Origin of the sequence: Rossellomorea marisflavi, assembly GCF_009806575.1 — a bacterium.
GTDB lineage: Bacteria > Bacillota > Bacilli > Bacillales > Bacillaceae_B > Rossellomorea > Rossellomorea marisflavi_A.
Window position 1 is genome coordinate 1 of record NZ_CP047095.1, and the last position, 23,386, is coordinate 23,386.

At 48.8% G+C, this 23,386-nt stretch carries 14 protein-coding genes, 2 tRNA genes, 3 rRNA genes and 1 other annotated feature (1 of these 20 cut by a window edge); of the genes, 18 read left to right on the forward strand and 1 reads right to left on the reverse strand.

The genetic code is table 11. The annotated features are described in order from the left end of the window. The 14 genes from dnaA (at nt 1) to D5E69_RS00070 (ending at nt 17,426) form a co-directional block, all read left to right on the forward strand. Nucleotides 1-1,347, forward strand: coding sequence for a chromosomal replication initiator protein DnaA (gene dnaA / locus D5E69_RS00005; protein WP_048004569.1), 1,347 nt, complete (start codon nt 1-3; stop codon nt 1,345-1,347). A gap of 210 nt (nt 1,348-1,557) precedes the next feature. Beyond that, nucleotides 1,558-2,694, forward strand: a complete 1,137-nt coding sequence (gene dnaN, locus D5E69_RS00010) for a DNA polymerase III subunit beta (protein WP_048004568.1) — start codon at nt 1,558-1,560, stop codon at nt 2,692-2,694. 169 nt (nt 2,695-2,863) lie between these two features. Beyond that, the gene (gene yaaA, locus D5E69_RS00015; RefSeq protein WP_048004567.1) at nt 2,864-3,082 is read left to right on the forward strand and encodes a S4 domain-containing protein YaaA; all 219 of its coding nucleotides are present in this window, start codon (nt 2,864-2,866) and stop codon (nt 3,080-3,082) included. Between the two features lie 17 nt (nt 3,083-3,099). After that, nucleotides 3,100-4,218 (forward strand): DNA replication/repair protein RecF, encoded by a 1,119-nt coding sequence (recF, locus tag D5E69_RS00020; protein WP_159129075.1) that lies wholly within the window; start codon nt 3,100-3,102, stop codon nt 4,216-4,218. A gap of 9 nt (nt 4,219-4,227) precedes the next feature. Next, entirely contained in the window at nt 4,228-4,482 is a 255-nt protein-coding gene (remB, locus tag D5E69_RS00025) for an extracellular matrix regulator RemB (protein ID WP_048004565.1), read from the forward strand. Nucleotides 4,483-4,530: 48 nt separating this feature from the next. Then, a complete protein-coding gene (gene gyrB, locus D5E69_RS00030; protein ID WP_048004940.1) occupies nt 4,531-6,450 on the forward strand; it encodes a DNA topoisomerase (ATP-hydrolyzing) subunit B in 1,920 nt (639 codons plus the stop codon). Between the two features lie 332 nt (nt 6,451-6,782). Next, nucleotides 6,783-9,290: a DNA gyrase subunit A gene (gyrA, locus tag D5E69_RS00035; protein WP_048004564.1), complete on the forward strand. Its 2,508-nt coding sequence runs from the start codon at nt 6,783-6,785 to the stop codon at nt 9,288-9,290. A gap of 125 nt (nt 9,291-9,415) precedes the next feature. After that, a complete protein-coding gene (locus tag D5E69_RS00040; RefSeq protein ID WP_048004563.1) occupies nt 9,416-10,489 on the forward strand; it encodes an HD-GYP domain-containing protein in 1,074 nt (357 codons plus the stop codon). Nucleotides 10,490-10,863: 374 nt separating this feature from the next. Next, nucleotides 10,864-12,414, forward strand: a 16S ribosomal RNA gene (locus tag D5E69_RS00045). Nucleotides 12,415-12,494: 80 nt separating this feature from the next. Further along, nucleotides 12,495-12,571: transfer RNA gene (locus D5E69_RS00050), tRNA-Ile, on the forward strand. A gap of 20 nt (nt 12,572-12,591) precedes the next feature. Beyond that, nucleotides 12,592-12,667: transfer RNA gene (locus tag D5E69_RS00055), tRNA-Ala, on the forward strand. Nucleotides 12,668-12,778: 111 nt separating this feature from the next. Then, nucleotides 12,779-15,711: ribosomal RNA gene (locus D5E69_RS00060) — 23S ribosomal RNA — on the forward strand. A 109-nt stretch (nt 15,712-15,820) separates the two neighbouring features. Continuing rightward, a 5S ribosomal RNA gene (rrf, locus tag D5E69_RS00065) occupies nt 15,821-15,937 on the forward strand. The 16S, 23S and 5S rRNA genes sit together here with 2 tRNA genes alongside, the layout of an rRNA operon. A gap of 1,006 nt (nt 15,938-16,943) precedes the next feature. Beyond that, nucleotides 16,944-17,426: a glutathione peroxidase gene (locus D5E69_RS00070; protein WP_048007499.1), complete on the forward strand. Its 483-nt coding sequence runs from the start codon at nt 16,944-16,946 to the stop codon at nt 17,424-17,426. 17 nt (nt 17,427-17,443) lie between these two features. Here D5E69_RS00070 and D5E69_RS00075 read toward each other — a convergent pair whose 3' ends face one another. Further along, nucleotides 17,444-18,382, reverse strand: coding sequence for a YaaC family protein (locus D5E69_RS00075; RefSeq protein ID WP_048007480.1), 939 nt, complete (start codon nt 18,380-18,382; stop codon nt 17,444-17,446). 111 nt (nt 18,383-18,493) lie between these two features. Here D5E69_RS00075 and guaB point away from each other — a divergent pair, with 111 nt between their 5' ends. From guaB to pdxT, 4 genes are all read left to right on the forward strand, one after another. Next, the gene (gene guaB / locus D5E69_RS00080; RefSeq protein ID WP_048013179.1) at nt 18,494-19,960 is read left to right on the forward strand and encodes an IMP dehydrogenase; all 1,467 of its coding nucleotides are present in this window, start codon (nt 18,494-18,496) and stop codon (nt 19,958-19,960) included. A gap of 248 nt (nt 19,961-20,208) precedes the next feature. Further along, nucleotides 20,209-21,519: a D-alanyl-D-alanine carboxypeptidase family protein gene (locus D5E69_RS00085; RefSeq protein WP_197082255.1), complete on the forward strand. Its 1,311-nt coding sequence runs from the start codon at nt 20,209-20,211 to the stop codon at nt 21,517-21,519. A gap of 219 nt (nt 21,520-21,738) precedes the next feature. Continuing rightward, entirely contained in the window at nt 21,739-22,620 is an 882-nt protein-coding gene (pdxS, locus tag D5E69_RS00090; protein ID WP_048007483.1) for a pyridoxal 5'-phosphate synthase lyase subunit PdxS, read from the forward strand. A gap of 6 nt (nt 22,621-22,626) precedes the next feature. Beyond that, nucleotides 22,627-23,217 carry a pyridoxal 5'-phosphate synthase glutaminase subunit PdxT gene (gene pdxT, locus D5E69_RS00095; RefSeq protein ID WP_063191437.1) on the forward strand — a complete coding sequence of 197 codons (591 nt, stop codon included), beginning with the start codon at nt 22,627-22,629 and terminating at the stop codon, nt 23,215-23,217. Between the two features lie 53 nt (nt 23,218-23,270). Next, nucleotides 23,271-23,386: a binding site (T-box leader), on the forward strand; it runs 93 nt beyond the window's last position.

The following is a 23,386-nucleotide window of genomic DNA, read 5'->3' on the forward strand; positions in this document are numbered from 1 at the left end:
TTGGAGAATATCGGGGATTTATGGGCAAAAGCCTTAGAAAACATCGAAAAGAAAATCAGCAAGCCCAGTTTTGATACATGGCTCAAATCGACCAAGGCTCATTCGATCCAAGGCGATACGCTTGTTATCACTGCACCGAATGAATTTGCCCGGGATTGGCTTGAAGGACGCTACTCACAGCTCATTTCAGGTGTACTATACGATATTACCGGTGAAGAGCTGCTGATCAAATTCATCATTCCTCAGAATCAAGAACCCGAGGAATTCGATATACCGCTTCCGCCAAAGAAGGCATCGAAGGATGATGAGCATCAGGATCTCAACCAGAATATGCTCAATGCGAAATACACATTCGACACATTTGTCATTGGATCAGGGAACCGCTTTGCCCATGCCGCTTCACTCGCTGTAGCGGAAGCCCCGGCAAAAGCGTACAATCCGCTGTTCATCTATGGGGGCGTAGGACTGGGAAAAACCCACTTGATGCACGCCATCGGTCACTACGTACTCGAACATAATCCTTCTGCGAAGGTTGTCTACTTATCTTCCGAGAAATTCACGAATGAGTTCATCAATTCCATCAGGGATAATAAAGCCGTCGATTTCCGCAATAAATATCGAAATGTCGACGTGCTTCTCATTGATGATATTCAATTCCTGGCAGGAAAAGAACAAACGCAGGAAGAGTTCTTCCATACATTCAACACGCTGCATGAAGAAAGCAAACAGATCGTCATCTCAAGCGACCGGCCTCCAAAAGAGATCCCGACGCTTGAAGACAGACTCCGCTCCCGTTTCGAATGGGGTCTGATCACGGATATCACGCCACCTGACCTTGAGACCAGGATTGCGATCCTTCGCAAAAAGGCGAAGGCGGAAGGCCTTGATATCCCGAATGAAGCGATGCTGTACATTGCCAATCAGATTGATTCCAATATCCGGGAGCTTGAAGGAGCCTTGATTCGTGTCGTGGCGTATTCATCTCTCATCAATAAAGATATCAACGCGGACCTTGCCGCTGAAGCATTGAAAGATATCATCCCGAGCTCCAAGCCGCGCGTGATCACCATCCAGGAGATCCAGCGCGTCGTCGGGGAGCATTTCAATGTGAAGCTTGAGGACTTCAAAGCGAAGAAGCGTACGAAGTCCATTGCGTTCCCGCGGCAGATCGCCATGTACCTATCCCGTGAAATGACCGACTCTTCTTTACCGAAAATCGGGGAAGAGTTCGGCGGACGGGATCATACGACCGTCATCCACGCCCACGAGAAGATCAGTACGCTCCTTGGGGCCGATGCGTTGCTTCAACAGCAGCTGAAAGATATTCGTGAAACGCTGAAAAACTGATTTTTTCACCCACAGACCAAGTGGGCCATGTGAATAACCCGAACCAGATAGCACACAGTCTGTCCACATGTGGATAGGCTGTGTTTCCGTTCGATTCACATACTTATCCACATATCAACAGGCCCTATTACTATTATTACTACTTTTTTAAATAAATTATTATTATATGTGCGTCCTAAAAAATTATGTGCAATTGGGAGGAAATTGATCATGAAATTTGTTATCCAGAGGGATAAACTCGTGCAAAGCGTCCAAGATGTCATGAAAGCCGTCACATCCAGAACAACGATTCCGATTTTGACAGGGATCAAGATCATTGCGACAGAAGATGGTGTTACGCTGACTGGAAGCGACTCCGATATCTCGATCGAATCGTTCATCCCGAATGAAGAAGAAGGAAAAGAGATTGTGGAAATCATGCAGCCTGGGGGAATTGTCCTTCAAGCGAAGTTCTTCAGTGAAATCGTCAAGAAGCTTCCGAGGGATACAGTGGAGATGGAAGTATTGAATCATTTCCAAACGGTGATCCGTTCCGGTCAGGCCGAGTTCAACTTGAATGGTCTTGACCCCGAAGAATATCCTCATCTTCCGCAGATTGAAGAAGGAAACGGGATCAAAGTGTCGACAGACCTTCTGAAGACAATGATCCGCCAGACCGTGTTCGCAGTGTCCACCTCAGAAACACGCCCGATCTTGACAGGTGTAAACTGTCAGGTTGAGGACGGGTCGTTAAGCTGTATTGCAACAGACAGCCACAGGCTCGCCATGAGGAAAGCACCGATTGAAACGAATCATGATGCATCATACAATATCGTCATTCCTGGTAAGAGCCTGAACGAACTGAATAAGATCCTTGATGATACGGATGAGCCTGTCGAGATTGTCATCACTGAGAATCAAGTCCTGTTCAAGGCGAAGCATCTGCTGTTCTTCTCAAGGCTGCTGGAAGGTAACTACCCGGATACAACGCGCCTGATCCCGACGGATACGAAAACCGGAATCACCCTCAATACGAAAGAATTCTTGCAGGCCATCGACCGTGCGTCCCTCCTTGCAAGGGAAGGAAGGAATAATGTCGTCAAGCTTTCGACTCTTGAAGGCGGTATGATCGAGATTTCTTCCAACACACCTGAGATCGGGAAGGTCATCGAGCAGGTTCAAAGTCAGTCCATCGAGGGAGAAGAGCTCAAGATCTCCTTCAGTGCCAAATACATGATGGACGCCCTGAAAGCCATCGAAGGAACGGAAATCCATGTGAATTTCACAGGAGCCATGAGACCGTTCGTCCTTCGTCCGCTCCATGACGACTCCATCCTTCAGCTGATCCTGCCGGTCCGTACGTACTGATCGAAAAGCCAATGCCGATTAAAGGCGTTGGCTTTTTCCTTTCTTAAAACAGTTAACGCCTTTTTTATTCCGAACCCTCCAGCTCCCAATGTTTCAGCTGGTTGTGACTTGTCCCGGTTTAGAGTAAAATAAACTATTAGAGACTTTACACGGAAAGTAGTGATTCGAAGTGGCACAACCAATCAAGATCGAGACGGAAATCATCACACTCGGACAATTTCTCAAGCTTGCCGAAGTCATTCAATCTGGCGGCATGGCGAAATGGTTCCTGAGTGAATATGAAGTATATGTGAATGGTGAACAGGATCAACGCAGGGGCAGGAAACTGGCGGTGGGAGATACCGTTGAAATCCCAGAAGTGGGGACGTTTGTTGTTACCGGAGAATAATAAAGGATGTCGTGTCCATGTACATTGAACAATTAGAGCTGAAAAATTACCGGAATTACGAGTCCATCGATGTGACGTTCGAGAATAAAGTGAACGTCATTCTCGGGGAAAATGCCCAGGGGAAAACGAATATCATGGAGTCCATCTACGTTTTGGCCATGGCCAAGTCCCACCGTACATCAAATGACAAAGATTTAATCCGTTGGGATGAGGAATATGCTAAAATAAAAGGTAGGATACAAAAACATAATGGGCCGATACCTTTAGAGCTTGTGCTATCGAAGAAAGGCAAAAAGGCAAAATGTAACCATCTGGAGCAGCAGAAGCTGAGCCAGTACGTCGGAAATATGAATGTGGTTATGTTTGCCCCTGAAGATCTCCATCTCGTAAAAGGGAGTCCTCAGGTGAGACGCCGTTTCATCGATATGGAAATAGGCCAGGTTTCGCCTGTTTATTTGCATGATATCAGTCTTTACCAGAAAATTTTACAGCAGCGGAATCATTATCTGAAACAATTGCAGACAAGGAAGCAGAAGGATCAGACGATGCTTGATGTGTTGACTGAGCAGTTTATCGAAATGGCTGTGAAGATCACAAAGAAGCGGTTTGAGTTTGTTCGTATGCTCGAAAGTTGGGCCAAACCGATTCATTCAGGCATATCAAGGAATCTTGAAACCCTCCAAATCCTATATAAACCGTCTTTAGAGGTATCAGATGATCAAGAATGGTCGAAAATGGTAGAGATATATGAACGGAAATTCGATCAGATCCGTGAACGTGAAATCGACCGCGGGGTGACCCTGGTGGGACCTCATCGGGATGATCTTCAATTTATCGTGAATGATCGAGATGTCCAGACGTTCGGTTCTCAGGGACAACAGAGGACGACGGCTCTGTCGGTGAAGCTTGCGGAAATTGAATTGATCCATTCAGAGATCAAGGAGTACCCGATCCTGCTTCTCGATGACGTTTTGTCCGAACTTGATGATTATCGACAGTCCCACTTGCTCAATACCATACAAGGGAAGGTTCAGACCTTCGTCACCACGACGAACGTCGATGGGATCGACCATCAGACCCTGAATGAAGCAACCACATTCCACGTGGAAGCCGGTACGATGAAAAGATTGAAATGAGGTGTTACCTTGTACATTCATGTAGGAGAAGATGTCATGGTGCGTACGGATGAAATCATTGCCATTATCGATCGTGACACCGTTCAATTTTCAGAGGAAATACAGCGTCTGCTTAAACAAAAAGATAAAGACCTTTGCAATCTCGCAAAGGGTTCATATAAATCTCTCGTCATCACGTTCAATCAGCTTTATTTATCCCCGCTTGCTTCAAGCACATTGAAGAAGCGCTCCAAGAAGTACTCAAGTTATGAGAACTTACTATAGAATTCAAAAGCCCTGAAGGTTAGAAAGTGTAGGTGAATCAGTATGGCTATGGACCAACAGCAAGGTCAATCCTATGATGAAAATCAGATACAGGTTTTAGAAGGGTTAGAGGCCGTCAGAAAAAGACCGGGTATGTATATCGGTTCCACAAGCGGTCGAGGCTTGCACCATCTCGTGTGGGAAATCGTCGATAACAGTATTGATGAAGCACTCGCAGGATACTGTGATCACATCGAGGTCATCATCGAGAAAGACAACAGCATTACCGTCAAGGATAACGGACGCGGTATCCCAGTCGGGATCCACGAAAAAATGGGGCGTCCAGCAGTCGAAGTCATCATGACGGTCCTTCACGCCGGAGGTAAATTCGGCGGCGGCGGATACAAAGTGTCCGGCGGACTTCACGGTGTAGGGGCATCCGTCGTGAACGCCCTGTCCACCGAGCTTGAAATCTATGTGCACCGGGAAGGACACATCCACTATCAGAAATTCGAGAAGGGTGTTCCGAGCTTTGATTTGAAGGTGATCGGTGATACGGATAAGACCGGTACGATCATCCACTTCACACCGGATCCCGAGATCTTCACGGAAACGACGGAGTATGACTATGATACCCTCGCGAACCGGATCAGGGAGCTTGCCTTCCTGAACAAGGGCATCCAGATCAGCATTGAAGATAAGCGCGGAGAGGAACCCCGCCGCAAGGATTTCCACTACGAAGGTGGGATCAAATCCTACGTGGAGCATTTGAACAGGACCAAGGAAGTCATCCACGAAGAGCCGATCTTCATTGAAGGTGAGCGGGATGACATCACCGTTGAGATCGCCATTCAATACAATGATGGATTTGCAAGCAACATTTACTCGTTTGCAAATAACATCCATACCCATGAAGGCGGTACCCACGAATCAGGCTTCAAAACGGCACTGACACGGATCATCAATGATTACGCCAGGAAGAACAGCGTCTTCAAAGACAGTGATGCCAATCTTTCAGGGGAAGACGTACGTGAAGGACTCACTGCGATCATCTCCATCAAGCACCCGGATCCGCAGTTCGAAGGCCAGACCAAGACGAAGCTCGGAAACTCGGAAGCCCGTCAAATCACGGATACTCTATTCTCTGAGCATCTTGAAACCTTCCTCCTTGAGAACCCGGTCGTCGCGCGTAAGGTCGTGGAAAAAGGACTCATGGCGGCACGTGCACGTATGGCTGCCAAAAAAGCCCGTGAACTCACACGCCGTAAGAGTGCACTGGAAGTTTCAAGCCTGCCTGGTAAACTGGCAGACTGTTCGTCCAAGGACCCTGGTATCAGCGAAATCTACGTGGTTGAGGGTGACTCCGCCGGTGGATCTGCGAAACAGGGGCGTGACCGTCACTTCCAGGCGATCCTTCCACTGCGTGGTAAGATCATCAACGTCGAAAAAGCACGCCTGGATAAGATCCTGTCCAACAATGAAATTCGTGCCATCATCACAGCGCTCGGAACAGGGATCGGTGAAGACTTCGATCTATCGAAGGCACGCTATCATAAAGTCGTCATCATGACCGATGCCGATGTCGACGGTGCCCATATCCGGACGCTGCTTCTGACATTCTTCTATCGTTATATGAGGCAGATCATCGAAGCGGGTTACATCTACATCGCACAGCCGCCATTGTATAAGATCCAGCAGGGCAAGAGGATCCAGTACGCTTACAATGATAAAGAACTCGACAGGATCCTCGGGGAAATCTCCCCGACACCGAAACCGGGCATCCAGCGTTACAAAGGTCTTGGTGAGATGAATCCGGAGCAGCTTTGGGAAACAACCATGGATCCGGAATCACGTACGCTTCTCCAAGTCAGCCTTCAGGACGCCATCGAGGCAGACGAAACGTTCGAGATCCTCATGGGTGACAAAGTAGAACCGCGCCGGAACTTCATCGAAGAAAACGCCGCCTACGTCAAAAACCTGGATATTTAAAGAAAAGCGGACGGGCTTCGCCTGGGGCGACAAGCGTAAGACGGGTCGGACGAAAAGGCGTTCTATGCCTTTATGGCCGACACGGCTTACGACCTCGAGCCCCAAAGCCCGGTAGCTGGACAAAAAGAAAAGCGGACGGGCTTCGCCTGGGGCGACAAGCGTAAGACGGGCCGGCTGAATTTGCCGATGGCCCCACACCCAGAGCCCCAAAGCCTAAACGAAAATTCCCTTAAATGATCAGGATAGACTGAAACTCTATCCTGTCTTTTACATAGTGGACAAGGAAAAATGAGAAAGAATCCATCTTTCTTCAAAAGGAGGTCCCTTTAACTATGGCAGAAACACCACAGTCTAATGTTCAAGAGATTAATATTAGTAATGAGATGCGCTCATCGTTCCTGGATTATGCCATGAGCGTTATCGTCTCCCGTGCCCTACCTGATGTCCGGGACGGCCTGAAGCCGGTTCACCGCAGGATCCTCTATGCGATGAATGACCTCGGTATGACCGCGGATAAAGCCTATAAGAAATCAGCCCGTATCGTTGGGGAAGTCATCGGTAAGTATCACCCGCATGGTGACTCGGCCGTTTACGATACGATGGTGCGTATGGCGCAGGATTTCAACTATCGCTACATGCTCGTGGATGGCCACGGGAACTTCGGTTCGGTGGACGGGGACGCTGCGGCGGCCATGCGTTACACAGAAGCCCGTATGTCCAAGATCTCGATGGAACTGATCCGCGACATCAATAAGGACACAATTGATTATAAAGACAACTATGATGGTACCGAGCGTGAGCCGGAAGTTCTTCCTGCCCGCTTCCCGAACCTGCTCGTGAATGGTTCTTCGGGGATTGCCGTCGGGATGGCCACCAATATCCCTCCTCATAACCTCGGAGAAGTAATTGACGCGATCCTGGCCATCAGCCGTGATGGAGACATCACGATTCCTGAGCTCATGGAGCACGTTCACGGACCTGACTTCCCTACCGCCGGACTGATTGTCGGCCGGAGCGGAATCCGCCGTGCATATGAAACGGGTAAAGGCTCCGTCACCATGAGGGCCCGTGTGGAAATCGAAGAAAAGAGCAATGGGAAAGAAACGATCATCGTCCACGAAATCCCTTATCAGGTCAATAAGGCGCGCCTCATCGAAAAGATTGCGGAGCTTGTTCGCGATAAGCGGATTGAAGGGATCACCGATCTTCGCGATGAATCCGACCGTAACGGGATGAGGATTGTCATAGAGGTTCGTAAGGATGCCAACGCCAACGTCCTTCTGAATAATCTATACAAACAGACCGCCCTGCAAACGAGCTTCGGGATCAACCTCCTTGCTCTTGTTGGAGGACAGCCTAAAGTCTTGAACCTCAAGCAGTGCCTCGAGCATTACCTTGATCACCAGCGCATCGTGATCCGACGCAGGACGGAATTCGAGCTTCGGAAAGCAGAAGCCCGTGCCCACATCCTTGAAGGATTGCGTATTGCCCTTGATCACATCGATGAAATCATTGCCCTGATCCGTGGTTCACAAACGACAGAGATCGCCAAAGAAGGACTCATGGAGAACTTCTCTTTATCTGATAAGCAGGCTCAAGCGATCCTGGACATGCGTCTACAGCGTTTGACCGGTCTGGAAAGGGAGAAGATCGAAGATGAGTACCAAGAGCTTGTGAAACTCATCAATGAGTTGAAAGCAATCCTCGCAGATGATGAAAAGGTACTCGAAATCATCCGTGAAGAGCTTCTTGAGATCAAAGAACGCTTCAACGACAGCCGCCGTTCTGAAATCGTAGCCGGCGGAATCGAAAATATCGAAGATGAGGATTTGATCCCTCGTGAAAATATCGTGGTATCCCTTACTCATAACGGATACATCAAGCGCCTTCCGGTATCAACATACCGTAGCCAAAAGCGTGGAGGACGAGGTATTCAAGGGATGGGTACAAACGGGGAGGATTTCGTTGAGAATCTCTTGACCACTTCCACCCACGATACGATCCTCTTCTTCACGAATAAAGGGAAGGCCTATAAGGCGAAGGGATATGAGATTCCTGAGTTCAGCCGTACGGCTAAAGGCCTGCCGATCATCAACCTCCTCGGAATCGAGAAGGATGAGTGGATTAATGCCATGATCCGTATCGAAGAGTTTGTCGATGATTGGTATCTGTTCTTTACGACAAAGCAGGGGATTTCCAAGCGTACGCCGGTTTCGGACTTCGCCAATATCCGGACGAACGGTCTTATCGCCATCAATCTGAGGGAACAGGATGAACTGATTTCAGTCAGATTGACTGATGGAGATAAGGATATGATCATCGGTACGAAGAATGGTCTGCTTATCCGTTTCCCAGAGACCGATGTCCGGTCCATGGGAAGGACGGCCACCGGTGTCAAAGGGATCAACCTGAGCGACGATGATCACGTCGTCGGTATGGAAATCCTAGAAGAATCCAATGATGTGCTGGTTGTTACCGTCAATGGATACGGTAAACGTACACCTGCAAGCGAGTACCGCATCCAGACGCGTGGCGGTAAAGGATTGAAAACATTGAACGTGACAGAGCGTAACGGGGAACTTGTAGCGGTGAAAGCCGTGACGGGTGAAGAAGACCTCATGCTCATAACGGCTCAAGGTGTCATGATCCGTATGGACGTCAATGATATTTCTACAACCGGCCGTAACACTCAGGGTGTCAAATTGATCCGTCTCCAAGATGGTGAATTTGTATCCACCGTGGCTAAGGTGGAGAAGGAAGACGAAGAAACCACCCCGCCAGTCGAAACGGCAGATGACATCGACCCTCAGGAACAACCGGGTGACGATTCTGAAGAATAAACTGAAAGACTAGAATGCCTCCGTATAGCGGGGGCATTTTTTTGTGGAAAGAAACGACAAAATTCCCCACTCGCCCCTTTTTATTGGTAAAATAAACTAAAAATAATCCCGAGGGAGTCAGAGCTGTGAAAATCAAACGTCAGGATGCAAGGGTTGGACATCTGGTGTCAGAAGATATAATGGGAATGACCTCTGTTCCACTGATCATGAAAGGCACTGTCTTGACCGACCAGCACATAAGAGCATTGCGCGCATTTAATGTCCAGGAGTTAACGATTGAGAGTGTGGGGGACCTCCTGAAAGCATCCCCTCCCGTCCATCATGAAGCAAGAGATGAGCAGAAGGTGGAAATCTCGCCGTTCCTTACGCGGTACATGAAGTCAGTAGATGATTATAAGAAGGAATTCGTGAAGTGGCAATCCGGGATGGCCGTCGATATTGCTAAAATACGAGAAATTCTCCTATCTGTATTGGCTGAGGTCCAGGAATCCCCTACTTTGATCCACACTGTGATCCAAGTACAATCAAAGCCGGATTACTTCTACCATCATGCGATGGCCACAGCCCTGCTCAGCACGCTTATCGGAAAGAAGTTGGGGATAGACGACACCCAGAGCACGCAGCTTGGTTTGGGCGCAGCCCTATCAAACTGTGGAATGGCCAAGATCAGTTCAATCATTCTAAAAAAGGAACGTCCACTGACGGAAAAAGAATTTAGTGAAGTGAAGATGCACCCTGTCTACAGTTATAAGATGATTAAAGACTCCCCACTGGTGAAAAGTGAAACCAAACTCGCCATCCTCCAGCATCATGAACGGTATGACGGGACTGGTTATCCTTCCAGAGAAAAAGGAGACCGCGTACATCTGTATGCCCAAATCATCGGAATTGCAGATATCTTCCACGCCATGAGTTCTGATCGTTTCTATAAAACGAAACAACCGATCTTCAAAGTACTCGATATCATCAGGAAGGACCACTTTGGTCAATTCCCTCCGCAGGTCGTCACAGGTCTCCTCGACTTGATCAGTGGATTGAGTACGGGGACAGGTGTCCGACTTACTTCCGGTCACCAGGGGAAGGTGGTATTCACACAGTCCAGCTCACCGACAAGACCGATCATCAAATTGGATGGGACAGAAGAACTCTTCGATTTATCCAAGCAGCAGGACGTTCATATAGCAGAAGTCCTCTCATGAGGGAAGGCCCGCTACCGGACTGCCAGTCTGATAGCGGGCCGATGCTTACCGGAACGACATTATAATAGAGGGACAGAAGGGAAAACTTCATAATTAAATGAATAGATTTCTAACGGATAAAAGTTTTTGAAATAAGTCTTGCATTCTCCTTAGATCCTGTATATAATAATATTTGTTGTCCGAAAGGGAAGTTAGCTATTTAAACGAAACACAAAAACAATTAACAAAAACCCTTGACGAAGAACGAAAGACACGATATAATATAAAAGTTGCTTCAAGAAAAGCAATGAACATTTGAACCTTGAAAACTGAACAAAACAAGACAAACACGTCAACGTTAATTCTAGATTTATTTTAAAGAGCTATTCAAACTTTTTATGGAGAGTTTGATCCTGGCTCAGGACGAACGCTGGCGGCGTGCCTAATACATGCAAGTCGAGCGGATCGATGGGAGCTTGCTCCCTGAGATCAGCGGCGGACGGGTGAGTAACACGTGGGTAACCTGCCTGTAAGACTGGGATAACTCCGGGAAACCGGGGCTAATACCGGATAACACCTACCCCCGCATGGGGGAAGGTTGAAAGGTGGCTTCGGCTATCACTTACAGATGGACCCGCGGCGCATTAGCTAGTTGGTGAGGTAACGGCTCACCAAGGCGACGATGCGTAGCCGACCTGAGAGGGTGATCGGCCACACTGGGACTGAGACACGGCCCAGACTCCTACGGGAGGCAGCAGTAGGGAATCTTCCGCAATGGACGAAAGTCTGACGGAGCAACGCCGCGTGAGTGAAGAAGGTTTTCGGATCGTAAAACTCTGTTGTTAGGGAAGAACAAGTACCGTTCGAATAGGGCGGTACCTTGACGGTACCTAACCAGAAAGCCACGGCTAACTACGTGCCAGCAGCCGCGGTAATACGTAGGTGGCAAGCGTTGTCCGGAATTATTGGGCGTAAAGCGCGCGCAGGTGGTTTCTTAAGTCTGATGTGAAAGCCCACGGCTCAACCGTGGAGGGTCATTGGAAACTGGGGAACTTGAGTGCAGAAGAGGAAAGTGGAATTCCAAGTGTAGCGGTGAAATGCGTAGATATTTGGAGGAACACCAGTGGCGAAGGCGACTTTCTGGTCTGTAACTGACACTGAGGCGCGAAAGCGTGGGGAGCAAACAGGATTAGATACCCTGGTAGTCCACGCCGTAAACGATGAGTGCTAAGTGTTAGAGGGTTTCCGCCCTTTAGTGCTGCAGCTAACGCATTAAGCACTCCGCCTGGGGAGTACGGTCGCAAGACTGAAACTCAAAGGAATTGACGGGGGCCCGCACAAGCGGTGGAGCATGTGGTTTAATTCGAAGCAACGCGAAGAACCTTACCAGGTCTTGACATCCTCTGACAACCCTAGAGATAGGGCTTTCCCCTTCGGGGGACAGAGTGACAGGTGGTGCATGGTTGTCGTCAGCTCGTGTCGTGAGATGTTGGGTTAAGTCCCGCAACGAGCGCAACCCTTGATCTTAGTTGCCAGCATTCAGTTGGGCACTCTAAGATGACTGCCGGTGACAAACCGGAGGAAGGTGGGGATGACGTCAAATCATCATGCCCCTTATGACCTGGGCTACACACGTGCTACAATGGACGGTACAAAGGGCTGCAAGACCGCGAGGTTTAGCCAATCCCATAAAACCGTTCTCAGTTCGGATTGTAGGCTGCAACTCGCCTACATGAAGCTGGAATCGCTAGTAATCGCGGATCAGCATGCCGCGGTGAATACGTTCCCGGGCCTTGTACACACCGCCCGTCACACCACGAGAGTTTGTAACACCCGAAGTCGGTGAGGTAACCTTTTGGAGCCAGCCGCCTAAGGTGGGACAGATGATTGGGGTGAAGTCGTAACAAGGTAGCCGTATCGGAAGGTGCGGCTGGATCACCTCCTTTCTAAGGAAGATTTACTAAAACGTTTGACGACGTCGAAGTTTTGTTCAGTTTTGATGGTTTAACTCATCATTAAGAGTTGGGGGCCTATAGCTCAGCTGGTTAGAGCGCACGCCTGATAAGCGTGAGGTCGGTGGTTCGAGTCCACTTAGGCCCACCATTTCCAATCTCATATCATACGGGGCCTTAGCTCAGCTGGGAGAGCGCCTGCTTTGCACGCAGGAGGTCAGCGGTTCGATCCCGCTAGGCTCCACCAACATTCTTTCCATCTGTGAAAGAGTGAACATTGTTCTTTGAAAACTAGATAAAGTTTTATTGATAGTCAAGAAATTACCGAGTATCGCCATTTTAGGTTTTTAACCAATTCGGTTAAGTTAATAAGGGCGCACGGTGGATGCCTTGGCACTAGGAGCCGATGAAGGACGGGACTAACACCGATATGCTTCGGGGAGCTGTAAGTGAGCTGATCCGAAGATTTCCGAATGGGGGAACCCACTGTTCGTAATGGAACAGTATCCTTGCTTGAATACATAGAGCTTGGAAGGCAGACCCAGGGAACTGAAACATCTAAGTACCTGGAGGAAGAGAAAGCAAATGCGATTCCCTGAGTAGCGGCGAGCGAAACGGGATTAGCCCAAACCAAGAGGCTTGCCTCTTGGGGTTGTAGGACACTCTATACGGAGTTACAAAGGAACGGGGTAGACGAAGAAGTCTGGAAAGGCTCGTCAAAGAAGGTAACAACCCTGTAGTCGAAACTTCGTTCCCTCTTGAGTGGATCCTGAGTACGGCGGGACACGTGAAATCCCGTCGGAAGCTGGGAGGACCATCTCCCAAGGCTAAATACTCCCTAGTGACCGATAGTGAACCAGTACCGTGAGGGAAAGGTGAAAAGCACCCCGGAAGGGGAGTGAAATAGAACCTGAAACCGTGTGCCTACAAGTAGTCAGAGCCCGTTAACGGGTGATGGCGTGCCTTTTGTAGAATGAACCGGCGAGTTACGATCCCATGCAAGGTTAAGTCGAGAAGACGGAGCCGCAGCGAAAGCGAGTCTGAATAGGGCGAATGAGTATGTGGTCGTAGACCCGAAACCAGGTGATCTACCCATGTCCAGGATGAAGTCCAGGTAACACTGGATGGAGGTCCGAACCCACGCACGTTGAAAAGTGCGGGGATGAGGTGTGGGTAGCGGAGAAATTCCAATCGAACCTGGAGATAGCTGGTTCTCTCCGAAATAGCTTTAGGGCTAGCCTCATGTTGTAAGAGTCTTGGAGGTAGAGCACTGTTTGGACTAGGGGCCCTCATCGGGTTACCGAATTCAGACAAACTCCGAATGCCAAAGACTTATCCATGGGAGTCAGACTGCGAGTGATAAGATCCGTAGTCGAAAGGGAAACAGCCCAGACCACCAGCTAAGGTCCCAAAGTATACGTTAAGTGGAAAAGGATGTGGAGTTGCTTAGACAACCAGGATGTTGGCTTAGAAGCAGCCACCATTTAAAGAGTGCGTAATAGCTCACTGGTCGAGTGACTCTGCGCCGAAAATGTACCGGGGCTAAACGTATCACCGAAGCTGTGGATTGACACCGTTTGGTGTCAGTGGTAGGAGAGCGTTCTAAGGACTGCGAAGCTAGACCGTAAGGACTGGTGGAGTGCTTAGAAGTGAGAATGCCGGTATGAGTAGCGAAAGATGGGTGAGAATCCCATCCACCGAATGCCTAAGGTTTCCTGAGGAAGGCTCGTCCGCTCAGGGTTAGTCGGGACCTAAGTCGAGGCCGATAGGCGTAGACGATGGACAACAGGTTGATATTCCTGTACCACCTTTCTTCCATTTGAGCAATGGGGGGACGCAGGAGGATAGGGTAAGCGCACTGCTGGATATGTGCGTCTAAGCAGTTAGGCTGATGATGAGGCAAATCCCATCATCGTGAAGGCTGAGCTGTGATAGCGAGCGAATTATAGTAGCGAAGTTCCTGATTCCACACTGCCAAGAAAAGCCTCTAGCGAGGAAGATGGTGCCCGTACCGCAAACCGACACAGGTAGGCGAGGAGAGAATCCTAAGGTGAGCGAGAGAACTCTCGTTAAGGAACTCGGCAAAATGACCCCGTAACTTCGGGAGAAGGGGTGCTCTGGTAGGGTGCAAGCCCGAGAGAGCCGCAGTGAATAGGCCCAGGCGACTGTTTAGCAAAAACACAGGTCTCTGCGAAGCCGTAAGGCGAAGTATAGGGGCTGACGCCTGCCCGGTGCTGGAAGGTTAAGAGGAGTGCTTAGCGCAAGCGAAGGTGCGAATCGAAGCCCCAGTAAACGGCGGCCGTAACTATAACGGTCCTAAGGTAGCGAAATTCCTTGTCGGGTAAGTTCCGACCCGCACGAAAGGCGTAACGATCTGGGCACTGTCTCAACGAGAGACTCGGTGAAATTATAGTACCTGTGAAGATGCAGGTTACCCGCGACAGGACGGAAAGACCCCGTGGAGCTTTACTGTAGCCTGATATTGAATTTTGGCACAGCTTGTACAGGATAGGTAGGAGCCTTGGAAGCCGGAGCGCTAGCTTCGGTGGAGGCGTCGGTGGGATACTACCCTGGCTGTGTTGACATTCTAACCCGCGCCCCTTATCGGGGTGGGAGACAGTGTCAGGTGGGCAGTTTGACTGGGGCGGTCGCCTCCTAAAGAGTAACGGAGGCGCCCAAAGGTTCCCTCAGAATGGTTGGAAATCATTCGCAGAGTGTAAAGGCACAAGGGAGCTTGACTGCGAGACCTACAAGTCGAGCAGGGACGAAAGTCGGGCTTAGTGATCCGGTGGTTCCGCATGGAAGGGCCATCGCTCAACGGATAAAAGCTACCCCGGGGATAACAGGCTTATCTCCCCCAAGAGTCCACATCGACGGGGAGGTTTGGCACCTCGATGTCGGCTCATCGCATCCTGGGGCTGTAGTCGGTCCCAAGGGTTGGGCTGTTCGCCCATTAAAGCGGTACGCGAGCTGGGTTCAGAACGTCGTGAGACAGTTCGGTCCCTATCCGTCGTGGGCGCAGGAAATTTGAGAGGAGCTGTCCTTAGTACGAGAGGACCGGGATGGACGCACCGCTGGTGTACCAGTTGTCTTGCCAAAGGCATCGCTGGGTAGCTATGTGCGGAAGGGATAAGTGCTGAAAGCATCTAAGCATGAAGCCCCCTCGAGATGAGATTTCCCATCACTTTATGTGAGTAAGATCCCTGAAAGATGATCAGGTAGATAGGTCAGAGGTGGAAGTGTGGCGACACATGGAGCTGACTGATACTAATCGATCGAGGACTTAACCAAACGTAATGCAGGCGCGTTGCGCCTGCCAGACTGGCCGATACGCCGGTAATGATTGACTATCAACCCTTTATCTAGTTTTGAAAGAACAATTCTTTCAACTGAATACCTGTCTGGTGACATTGGCGAAGAGGTCACACCCGTTCCCATGCCGAACACGGAAGTTAAGCTCTTCAGCGCCGATGGTAGTTGGGGGATCTCCCCCTGTGAGAGTAGGACGTCGCCAGGCAATGTAGAGAAAAGCAGCTCATTTGATGGGTTGCTTTTTTTGTTGGTTTTTTTCGTTGGCGGGGAGTGGTGTGGGTCGTGATGTTGGCCGTTTGAAATGGGGTGGGTAGAAAGATTTTGTTTTTGGTTAGGAGGCCGAGATCACGGTTAGAGCATGGGATGATATCGGTGAGCTAGGGCGAAGAGACAGACTTTTAGAGCTTTAATGACCTGTGGGAGTATATGATCAGCCAAGTGGGATGGACAGAGGCGTTGTCTGGAGATGAGGCTAAGGGGGGAGTCGCGCTTATTTGCGACTTTTTTTCATTTCTTGCGAAGGGGGCGTGATACCTGCGGATAGAATGCTTTTATCAGTGATGTTTATCCAGATAAAGTATTCACTTATGTCCCTGACACCATTCGACATTCCTCGCAACATCTTTTTCCCATTTTGAGCACTTAAGGACCCATCGTTCCCCTTCAGGCACGAAAATACCTGCGAAATTCAACCATCTACTTGCGACATTTTTGATTTTATTTGTGAAAATCGACTTTTTAATTGCGAAACGGATCACTGGCCATTTCTCTATTTGTGATCCCTTTCCTTTATTTGCGAACGGCTTTATATACAAGTGAACTTTCAATCATATTTTCAAATTCGTAATGAGTGAAAATATCTCTCCTTAATTTCCACATACATCCAGAACTTGACGCTTTGTCTGTGTACAAACTCAATGGAATCTGATAAATAAACGAGCGCCTTCTCATACCCCTGCAATACACAAAACCAAGTAGAGTCATCTGCCCGAAAAAACCAATAGCCCAGCCACCAACCTACCTACAAAAAAACCTTCGTAACATCCAAAAAAACCCAGAACTTGACGCTTTGTCTCTGTACAAACCCAACGGGACCTGTTAAAAGAGCAGAACCTTGTCCCAACACTACTTCACACATCTCCAAAATTGCCTTCCGCCCCCTCAATGAGTATGATTAAATTACGTAAATGTGAAAAAGGAGAGATAGTATGATTTCTTCACTATATGATTTGACGGTAAAAAAATCAGATGGTTCGGATGTGGCCCTTGAAGAGTATGAAGGCAAGGTGATGCTGATCGTGAATACGGCGAGTAAGTGCGGATTCACGCCTCAATTCAAGGAGCTGCAGGGTCTGTACGAAGAGTATAAGGAGCAGGGGCTTGTTGTCCTTGGCTTCCCATGTGATCAGTTCATGAATCAGGAGTTTGATAATCAGGATGAGATTCTGGAGTTCTGTCAGGTGAACTATGGGGTATCGTTCCCGATGTTTGCGAAGGTGGATGTGAAGGGGAAGGATGCCCATCCACTATTCAAGTATTTGACGAAGGAAAAGAAGGGCCTTCTTCTTTCCGATATCAAGTGGAATTTCACGAAGTTCCTCATTTCCAAAGACGGGGAAGTGTACGATCGCTATTCGCCTCAGACCAATCCGCGTAAAATCGAAGATGATATTGTGAAATTGCTTCAGCAATAGGTGCAGGCAGGAGAGGGTCATTCCATCTCCTGCTTCATTTTGTTTTCAAGTAGTTCCCCTAATAGGGAAGGGCCTTTTTCAGTGGTTAGGGTGATGAAGGCGAGGATAAACGGGTAGTCTTCGGTCGTCCGGTTTTTTAAGAGTTCCATCCACCACTCGGTTTCATAGCGGGCAATCATGCTGAGATTGTACAAGATGGCATAGTGTATCAGAACCTCAGGCAGTGAGCTGGCTTCATTCCTGATCGCAGGCAAGGCGAGCTTCCGTTCCTGACGGTCCCACCTGAACGGAAGGGCTTCATTCCTCAGGGTAGTGGAAAGGGTGTCCTGCCCTTCCCAGTGGATTCCTTCCGGTAAGGATGCGTGGTGCTGACGGAAAGCATTGGGTGTCCAGTGGAAATGGCTAAGCATGCAATCATCGATTGCAAGCCTTCCTTCGGAAAAAGGGAACATGGTCGTCTTCTTCGTGAGGATCTTAAAGGAATCGGCCATTTCCGGGATCTGGTCCAGGAGGTCTTCCATCTTATATTTTTCCCCTTCCAGATGCTTGAGATCGAAGTGGAGGGATGAAAAATGATTGAAGAGTCCGTTCTTCTGGATCTTCACTTCATCGTGCAGGAATCGGTACTGCTGTTTCTTCCTTTTCCGGGACGTGATCCCGTGGGCGAGGACGGTGGTGGTTTCCGGGTAGTTCGGATCTGTCGTGAGCACGACCGCCTTGATGAAATGGATGAAGCCGTAAAAAAGAAGGATCGGTCTAATCGACAGCGGCGAATCTTCTGCCTGTTTATAATAGATCTCCCCTTGTTCGAGATAATACATGAAGGGGTAGCAATTATCATAGCTTTTGACATCGGATCCGGGCATGGAACGATAGCATCGGCTCAGGAATTTCTGTGTGTAGGAAGCCGATTGGAAATAGTGGAGGAAGTCCCTCCAGTGCCTGATATCACGCAAATGTACAACCCCCGATTAATCTGAATAGTTAAACTAATCCTATAGTTCTTGACAGTATTTTGCCCAATTGATAACCTACTAATAATATTTTCGGATAGGGAGGCCAAAATTATGTGGGAATCTAAATTTGCTAAAGAAGGTTTAACGTTTGATGATGTGCTATTGACACCGGCTCGTTCAGAGGTGTTGCCGAAAGATGTGAACATTTCCGTTGCACTTACGGATACAGTGAAACTGAACGTCCCGATCATCAGTGCCGGTATGGATACGGTCACAGAAGCAGAGATGGCCATCGCCATGGCACGTCAAGGTGGCCTTGGTGTCATCCACAAGAACATGAGCATCGAACAGCAGGCTGAGCAAGTCGATAAGGTAAAACGCTCTGAGAGTGGAGTCATCACCGATCCGTTCTTCCTTACTCCAGACAATCAAGTCTTCGCAGCCGAACACTTGATGGGCAAATATAGAATTTCCGGTGTTCCGATCGTCAACAACGCAGAGGAACAAAAACTTGTTGGGATCCTGACCAACCGCGACCTCCGTTTCATTCAGGATTATTCGATCCTCATCTCTGATGTCATGACGAAAGAAGATCTTGTGACAGCACCTGTAGGCACGACGCTGGAAGAAGCCGAAAAAATCCTTCAGCAGCATAAGATTGAAAAGCTCCCACTCATCGATGGAGAGGGTACGTTGAAAGGCCTTATCACCATCAAGGATATCGAGAAGGTCATCGAATTCCCGAACTCTGCCAAAGACCAACAAGGACGCCTTCTCGTTGGGGCGGCAGTAGGAATTTCAAAGGACACCATGGTACGCGTCGAGCATCTGGTTAAAGCCGGAGTCGATATCATCGTCATCGATACAGCTCACGGTCACTCTGCAGGCGTCCTTTCTATCGTAAGTGATATCCGAAATGCTTATCCGACATTGAATATCGTAGCCGGTAACGTGGCTACAGCTGAAGGAACAAGAGATTTGATCGAAGCCGGAGCCGATGTGGTGAAGGTGGGAATCGGACCAGGCTCCATCTGTACGACCCGTGTCGTAGCCGGTGTCGGTGTTCCCCAGATCACAGCCATTTATGACTGTGCGACGGAAGCACGCAAGCACGGTAAAGCCATCATTGCAGACGGCGGAATCAAGTACTCAGGAGACGTTGTCAAAGCATTGGCATCCGGTGGACATGCCGTCATGCTCGGAAGCCTCCTTGCAGGTACGACAGAAAGCCCTGGGGAAACTGAAATCTTCCAAGGCCGTCGCTTCAAAGTATACAGAGGGATGGGTTCTGTCAGCTCCATGGAAAAAGGGTCTAAAGATCGTTATTTCCAGGAAGAAGCAAAGAAATTCGTTCCAGAAGGCATCGAAGGCCGTCTCCCTTACAAAGGCCCTCTTGCCGACACATTGTATCAATTGATCGGTGGTCTCCGTTCAGGAATGGGCTACTGCGGCACGAAGGATCTCCATGATCTACGCGAGCATGCACAGTTCACGCGCATGACTGGCGCGGGCCTACGCGAGAGCCATCCGCATGACGTTCAGATCACGAAAGAAGCACCTAACTATTCTTTATCTTAATATAATTTTTCTCGCCGGCCGTACCGGCAGAATCCGCACTATAATGAAAAGCTGGCTATCTTAGCCAGCTTTTTTTATTATTGGAAATAATATGTATCCAAGGGCTTGCATCCCCTGACCTAACTGAAAACTAGTAATATTCTCTATCTATTCTAACCATTTGAACTATGTTAAAATAACGAAGGTGTACATAAAATCTTGGAGGGCTAATAGTGAAAAGAAGTTGGATTCAAAAATCTGTTGTTTGTATGATGGTATTAATGTTGGCGATGGGCCTTGTCCAAAAGCCTGCCAGTGCAGCCCAGGACGATCTGGATGTTAAAGCGAAGGCGGCAATCCTGGTAGAAGCGAGTACGGGCAAAATTCTCTATGAAAAGAACGCAGACAATGCACAAGGCATTGCAAGTATGACAAAAATGATGACAGAATATCTGTTGCTAGAAGCTATTCAAGACGGAAAAGTAAAATGGGATCAAACATACGAAGTGCCAATGAACATTTCTAAAATGTCCCATAATACGGGGCTTAGCAATGTTTCCCTCGAAGTGGGCAGAAGCTACACGGTGAAAGAACTCTATGAAGCCATGGCGATTTATTCAGCCAATGCGGCTACCATGGGGATCGCGGAAACCATTGCAGGATCAGAAGCGAAATTTGTCGAAATGATGAATGCAAAAGCCAAAGAATTGGGCTTGGAACATTATAAATTTGTAAACTCTACAGGTCTCAATAATGCGGACCTATCTCAATATTTTGATTCAATTGTCGGAGAGCCAGATGAAGAAAATGTCATGTCGGCAAAAGATATGGCCACTCTTGCCTATCGTCTCCTGAAGGATCATCCTGAAATACTTGAAACATCAAGTATTCCAAAGAAAGTGTTCGATAAGGGCGGAGATCCTACGAATATGTCTAACTGGAACTGGATGCTTCCGGGACTTATTCGTGAATACGAAGGAATGGACGGGCTAAAGACCGGTACAACGGATTTCGCAGGAGCCAACTTCACAGGAACGGCTGAGCGCGACGGCATCCGATTCATCTCGGTTGTGATGGACGTCAATGTTCCTTCAGGTGAAAATTCCTATGACGCACGCTTCAACGAAACACGTAAACTGCTCGATTACGCCTTCAACAACTATACATTGGAAGAAGTCTACCCTGCCAATTATGAAATTAAGGGCCACAAGACGATGCCAGTAGTAAAAGGAAAAGAGAAGGACGTTAAGATCCACACGAAAGACCCGCTTCAAATGGTACTGAAGAGCGATGCGGATAAGAAATTCAATCCTCAGTTTGAAGTGGATAAGAAAAAATTGAATGAAGACGGTAAACTGCAAGCCCCTGTTAAAAAAGGAGAAACCATCGGCTATGTCACAGTGAAATCTGATGACGGTCTCGGGTATCTCACAGACAAGGGCGGCAGTTCAAAAGCAGCTGTTGTAACGGCAGATGGCGTAGAAAAAGCAAACTGGTTCATCCTCTCCATGAGAGCAGTTGGCGGCTTCTTCAGCGACATCTGGGGCTCCGTGACTTCTACGGTCAAGGGCTGGTTCTGATTCTTGCTAGGAAAAACATCAGGTTTTACGGAAGCCTGGTGTTTTTTTTATAAATATTGGCAGGGTGACCTTGGGCCGATATGCCCGCAGGCAACCTTGACAGAAGTGTGAATTTATTGTTTATTAAGCAGTAGAGCAACAATATTCAATCCGATGGGTATAGTCCGATTTCTTCATTTCATGCGGGACATCCCTGGAAAACACAAGGGGGCTACATACATGAGAACTGGTACAGATCGAGTTAAGCGAGGAATGGCAGAAATGCAAAAAGGCGGCGTCATCATGGACGTTGTCAATGCAGAACAAGCGAAGATTGCAGAAGAGGCCGGAGCCGTTGCCGTCATGGCATTGGAGCGAGTGCCTGCAGATATCCGTGCAGCCGGCGGAGTTGCCCGTATGGCTGACCCGCGCATCGTAGAAGAAGTCATGGGGGCGGTTTCGATCCCGGTCATGGCAAAAGCGCGTATCGGTCACATCGTAGAAGCGAAAGTATTGGAATCAATGGGCGTCGATTACATCGATGAGAGTGAAGTACTGACACCGGCTGATGAAGAATACCATTTGAATAAGCGTGATTACACGGTTCCATTCGTATGTGGTTGCCGTGATCTTGGAGAAGCAGCACGACGCATCGGCGAAGGAGCATCCATGCTTCGTACAAAGGGCGAGCCGGGAACGGGTAACATCGTCGAAGCCGTCCGCCATATCCGTAAAGTGAATGCGCAGGTACGCAAGCTTGTCTCCATGAATGAAGATGAAATCATGACGGAAGCTAAACTCCTTGGCGCACCGTTCGAACTACTGCTTGAGATCAAAGAGAACGGCCGTCTTCCAGTGGTGAACTTCGCAGCAGGCGGTGTGGCGACTCCAGCCGATGCAGCCCTTATGATGGAACTTGGAGCAGACGGAGTATTCGTTGGTTCAGGTATCTTCAAGTCCGAGAACCCTGAGAAATTCGCCAAAGCAATCGTGGAAGCGACGACTCACTACCAGGACTACAAGCTGATCGCCGATCTTTCGAAAGAGCTTGGAGTTGCCATGAAAGGCGTCGAAATTGCATCGATCCTTCCAGAAAACCGCATGCAGGACCGCGGGTGGTAATCAGCCATGACGAAGATAGGTGTACTCGGCCTTCAGGGGGCAGTAAGGGAACACATCCGGTCGATTGAAGCATCGGGTGCTGAGGCCCTGGTCATCAAAAGAGTAGAGCAGCTTGGGGAAGTGGACGGGCTCATCATGCCTGGAGGAGAAAGTACGACGATGAGGAGACTCATCGACCGCTACGGCTTCATGGAGCCGTTAAGGGAATTTGCTTCTGCCGGGAAGCCGATGTTCGGAACGTGTGCGGGCCTGATCCTGCTGGCGAAGCAGCTTGTGGGATACGATGAGCCCCATCTTGGCGTCATGGATGTCACGGTGGAGCGAAATTCCTTCGGCCGGCAGAAGGAAAGCTTCGAAGCTGACCTGACGATCACCCATGTGGGGGAAGCGTTCAATGCGGTCTTCATCAGGGCACCCCATATCGTCGAGGCTGGGAAAGAAGTGGAGATCCTGGCAGAGCATGATGGGCGGATCGTCCTTGCCCGCCACGGCCAGTTCCTGGGATGTTCATTCCACCCGGAACTGACCGATGACCATCGTCTCACACAGTATTTCGTGAAGATGGTAGAAGAAAGTCTTGAAAAGTCATTGGCATAATCCACTTGCAAATCGGAAATCATTGTAGTAGATTATGTTATAACCAATACACAATTAAATCGATGACAGGAGCTAGTAGTAAGGGAAGCTTGATCAAGAGAGTCGGTGGCTGGTGCGAACCGATACAAGGCCTTTATGAATCCATCCTCGAGTGAAGTACTGAATGAAG

Coding starts and splice junctions, on each gene's coding strand:
- dnaN (WP_048004568.1), top strand. CDS start 1,558: ATGAAATTTGTTATCCAGAGGGATAAACTCGTGCAAAGCGTCCAAGAT.
- recF (WP_159129075.1), top strand. CDS start 3,100: ATGTACATTGAACAATTAGAGCTGAAAAATTACCGGAATTACGAGTCC.
- gyrB (WP_048004940.1), top strand. CDS start 4,531: ATGGACCAACAGCAAGGTCAATCCTATGATGAAAATCAGATACAGGTT.
- gyrA (WP_048004564.1), top strand. CDS start 6,783: ATGGCAGAAACACCACAGTCTAATGTTCAAGAGATTAATATTAGTAAT.
- guaB (WP_048013179.1), top strand. CDS start 18,494: ATGTGGGAATCTAAATTTGCTAAAGAAGGTTTAACGTTTGATGATGTG.
- D5E69_RS00085 (WP_197082255.1), top strand. CDS start 20,209: ATGATGGTATTAATGTTGGCGATGGGCCTTGTCCAAAAGCCTGCCAGT.
- pdxS (WP_048007483.1), top strand. CDS start 21,739: ATGAGAACTGGTACAGATCGAGTTAAGCGAGGAATGGCAGAAATGCAA.
- pdxT (WP_063191437.1), top strand. CDS start 22,627: ATGACGAAGATAGGTGTACTCGGCCTTCAGGGGGCAGTAAGGGAACAC.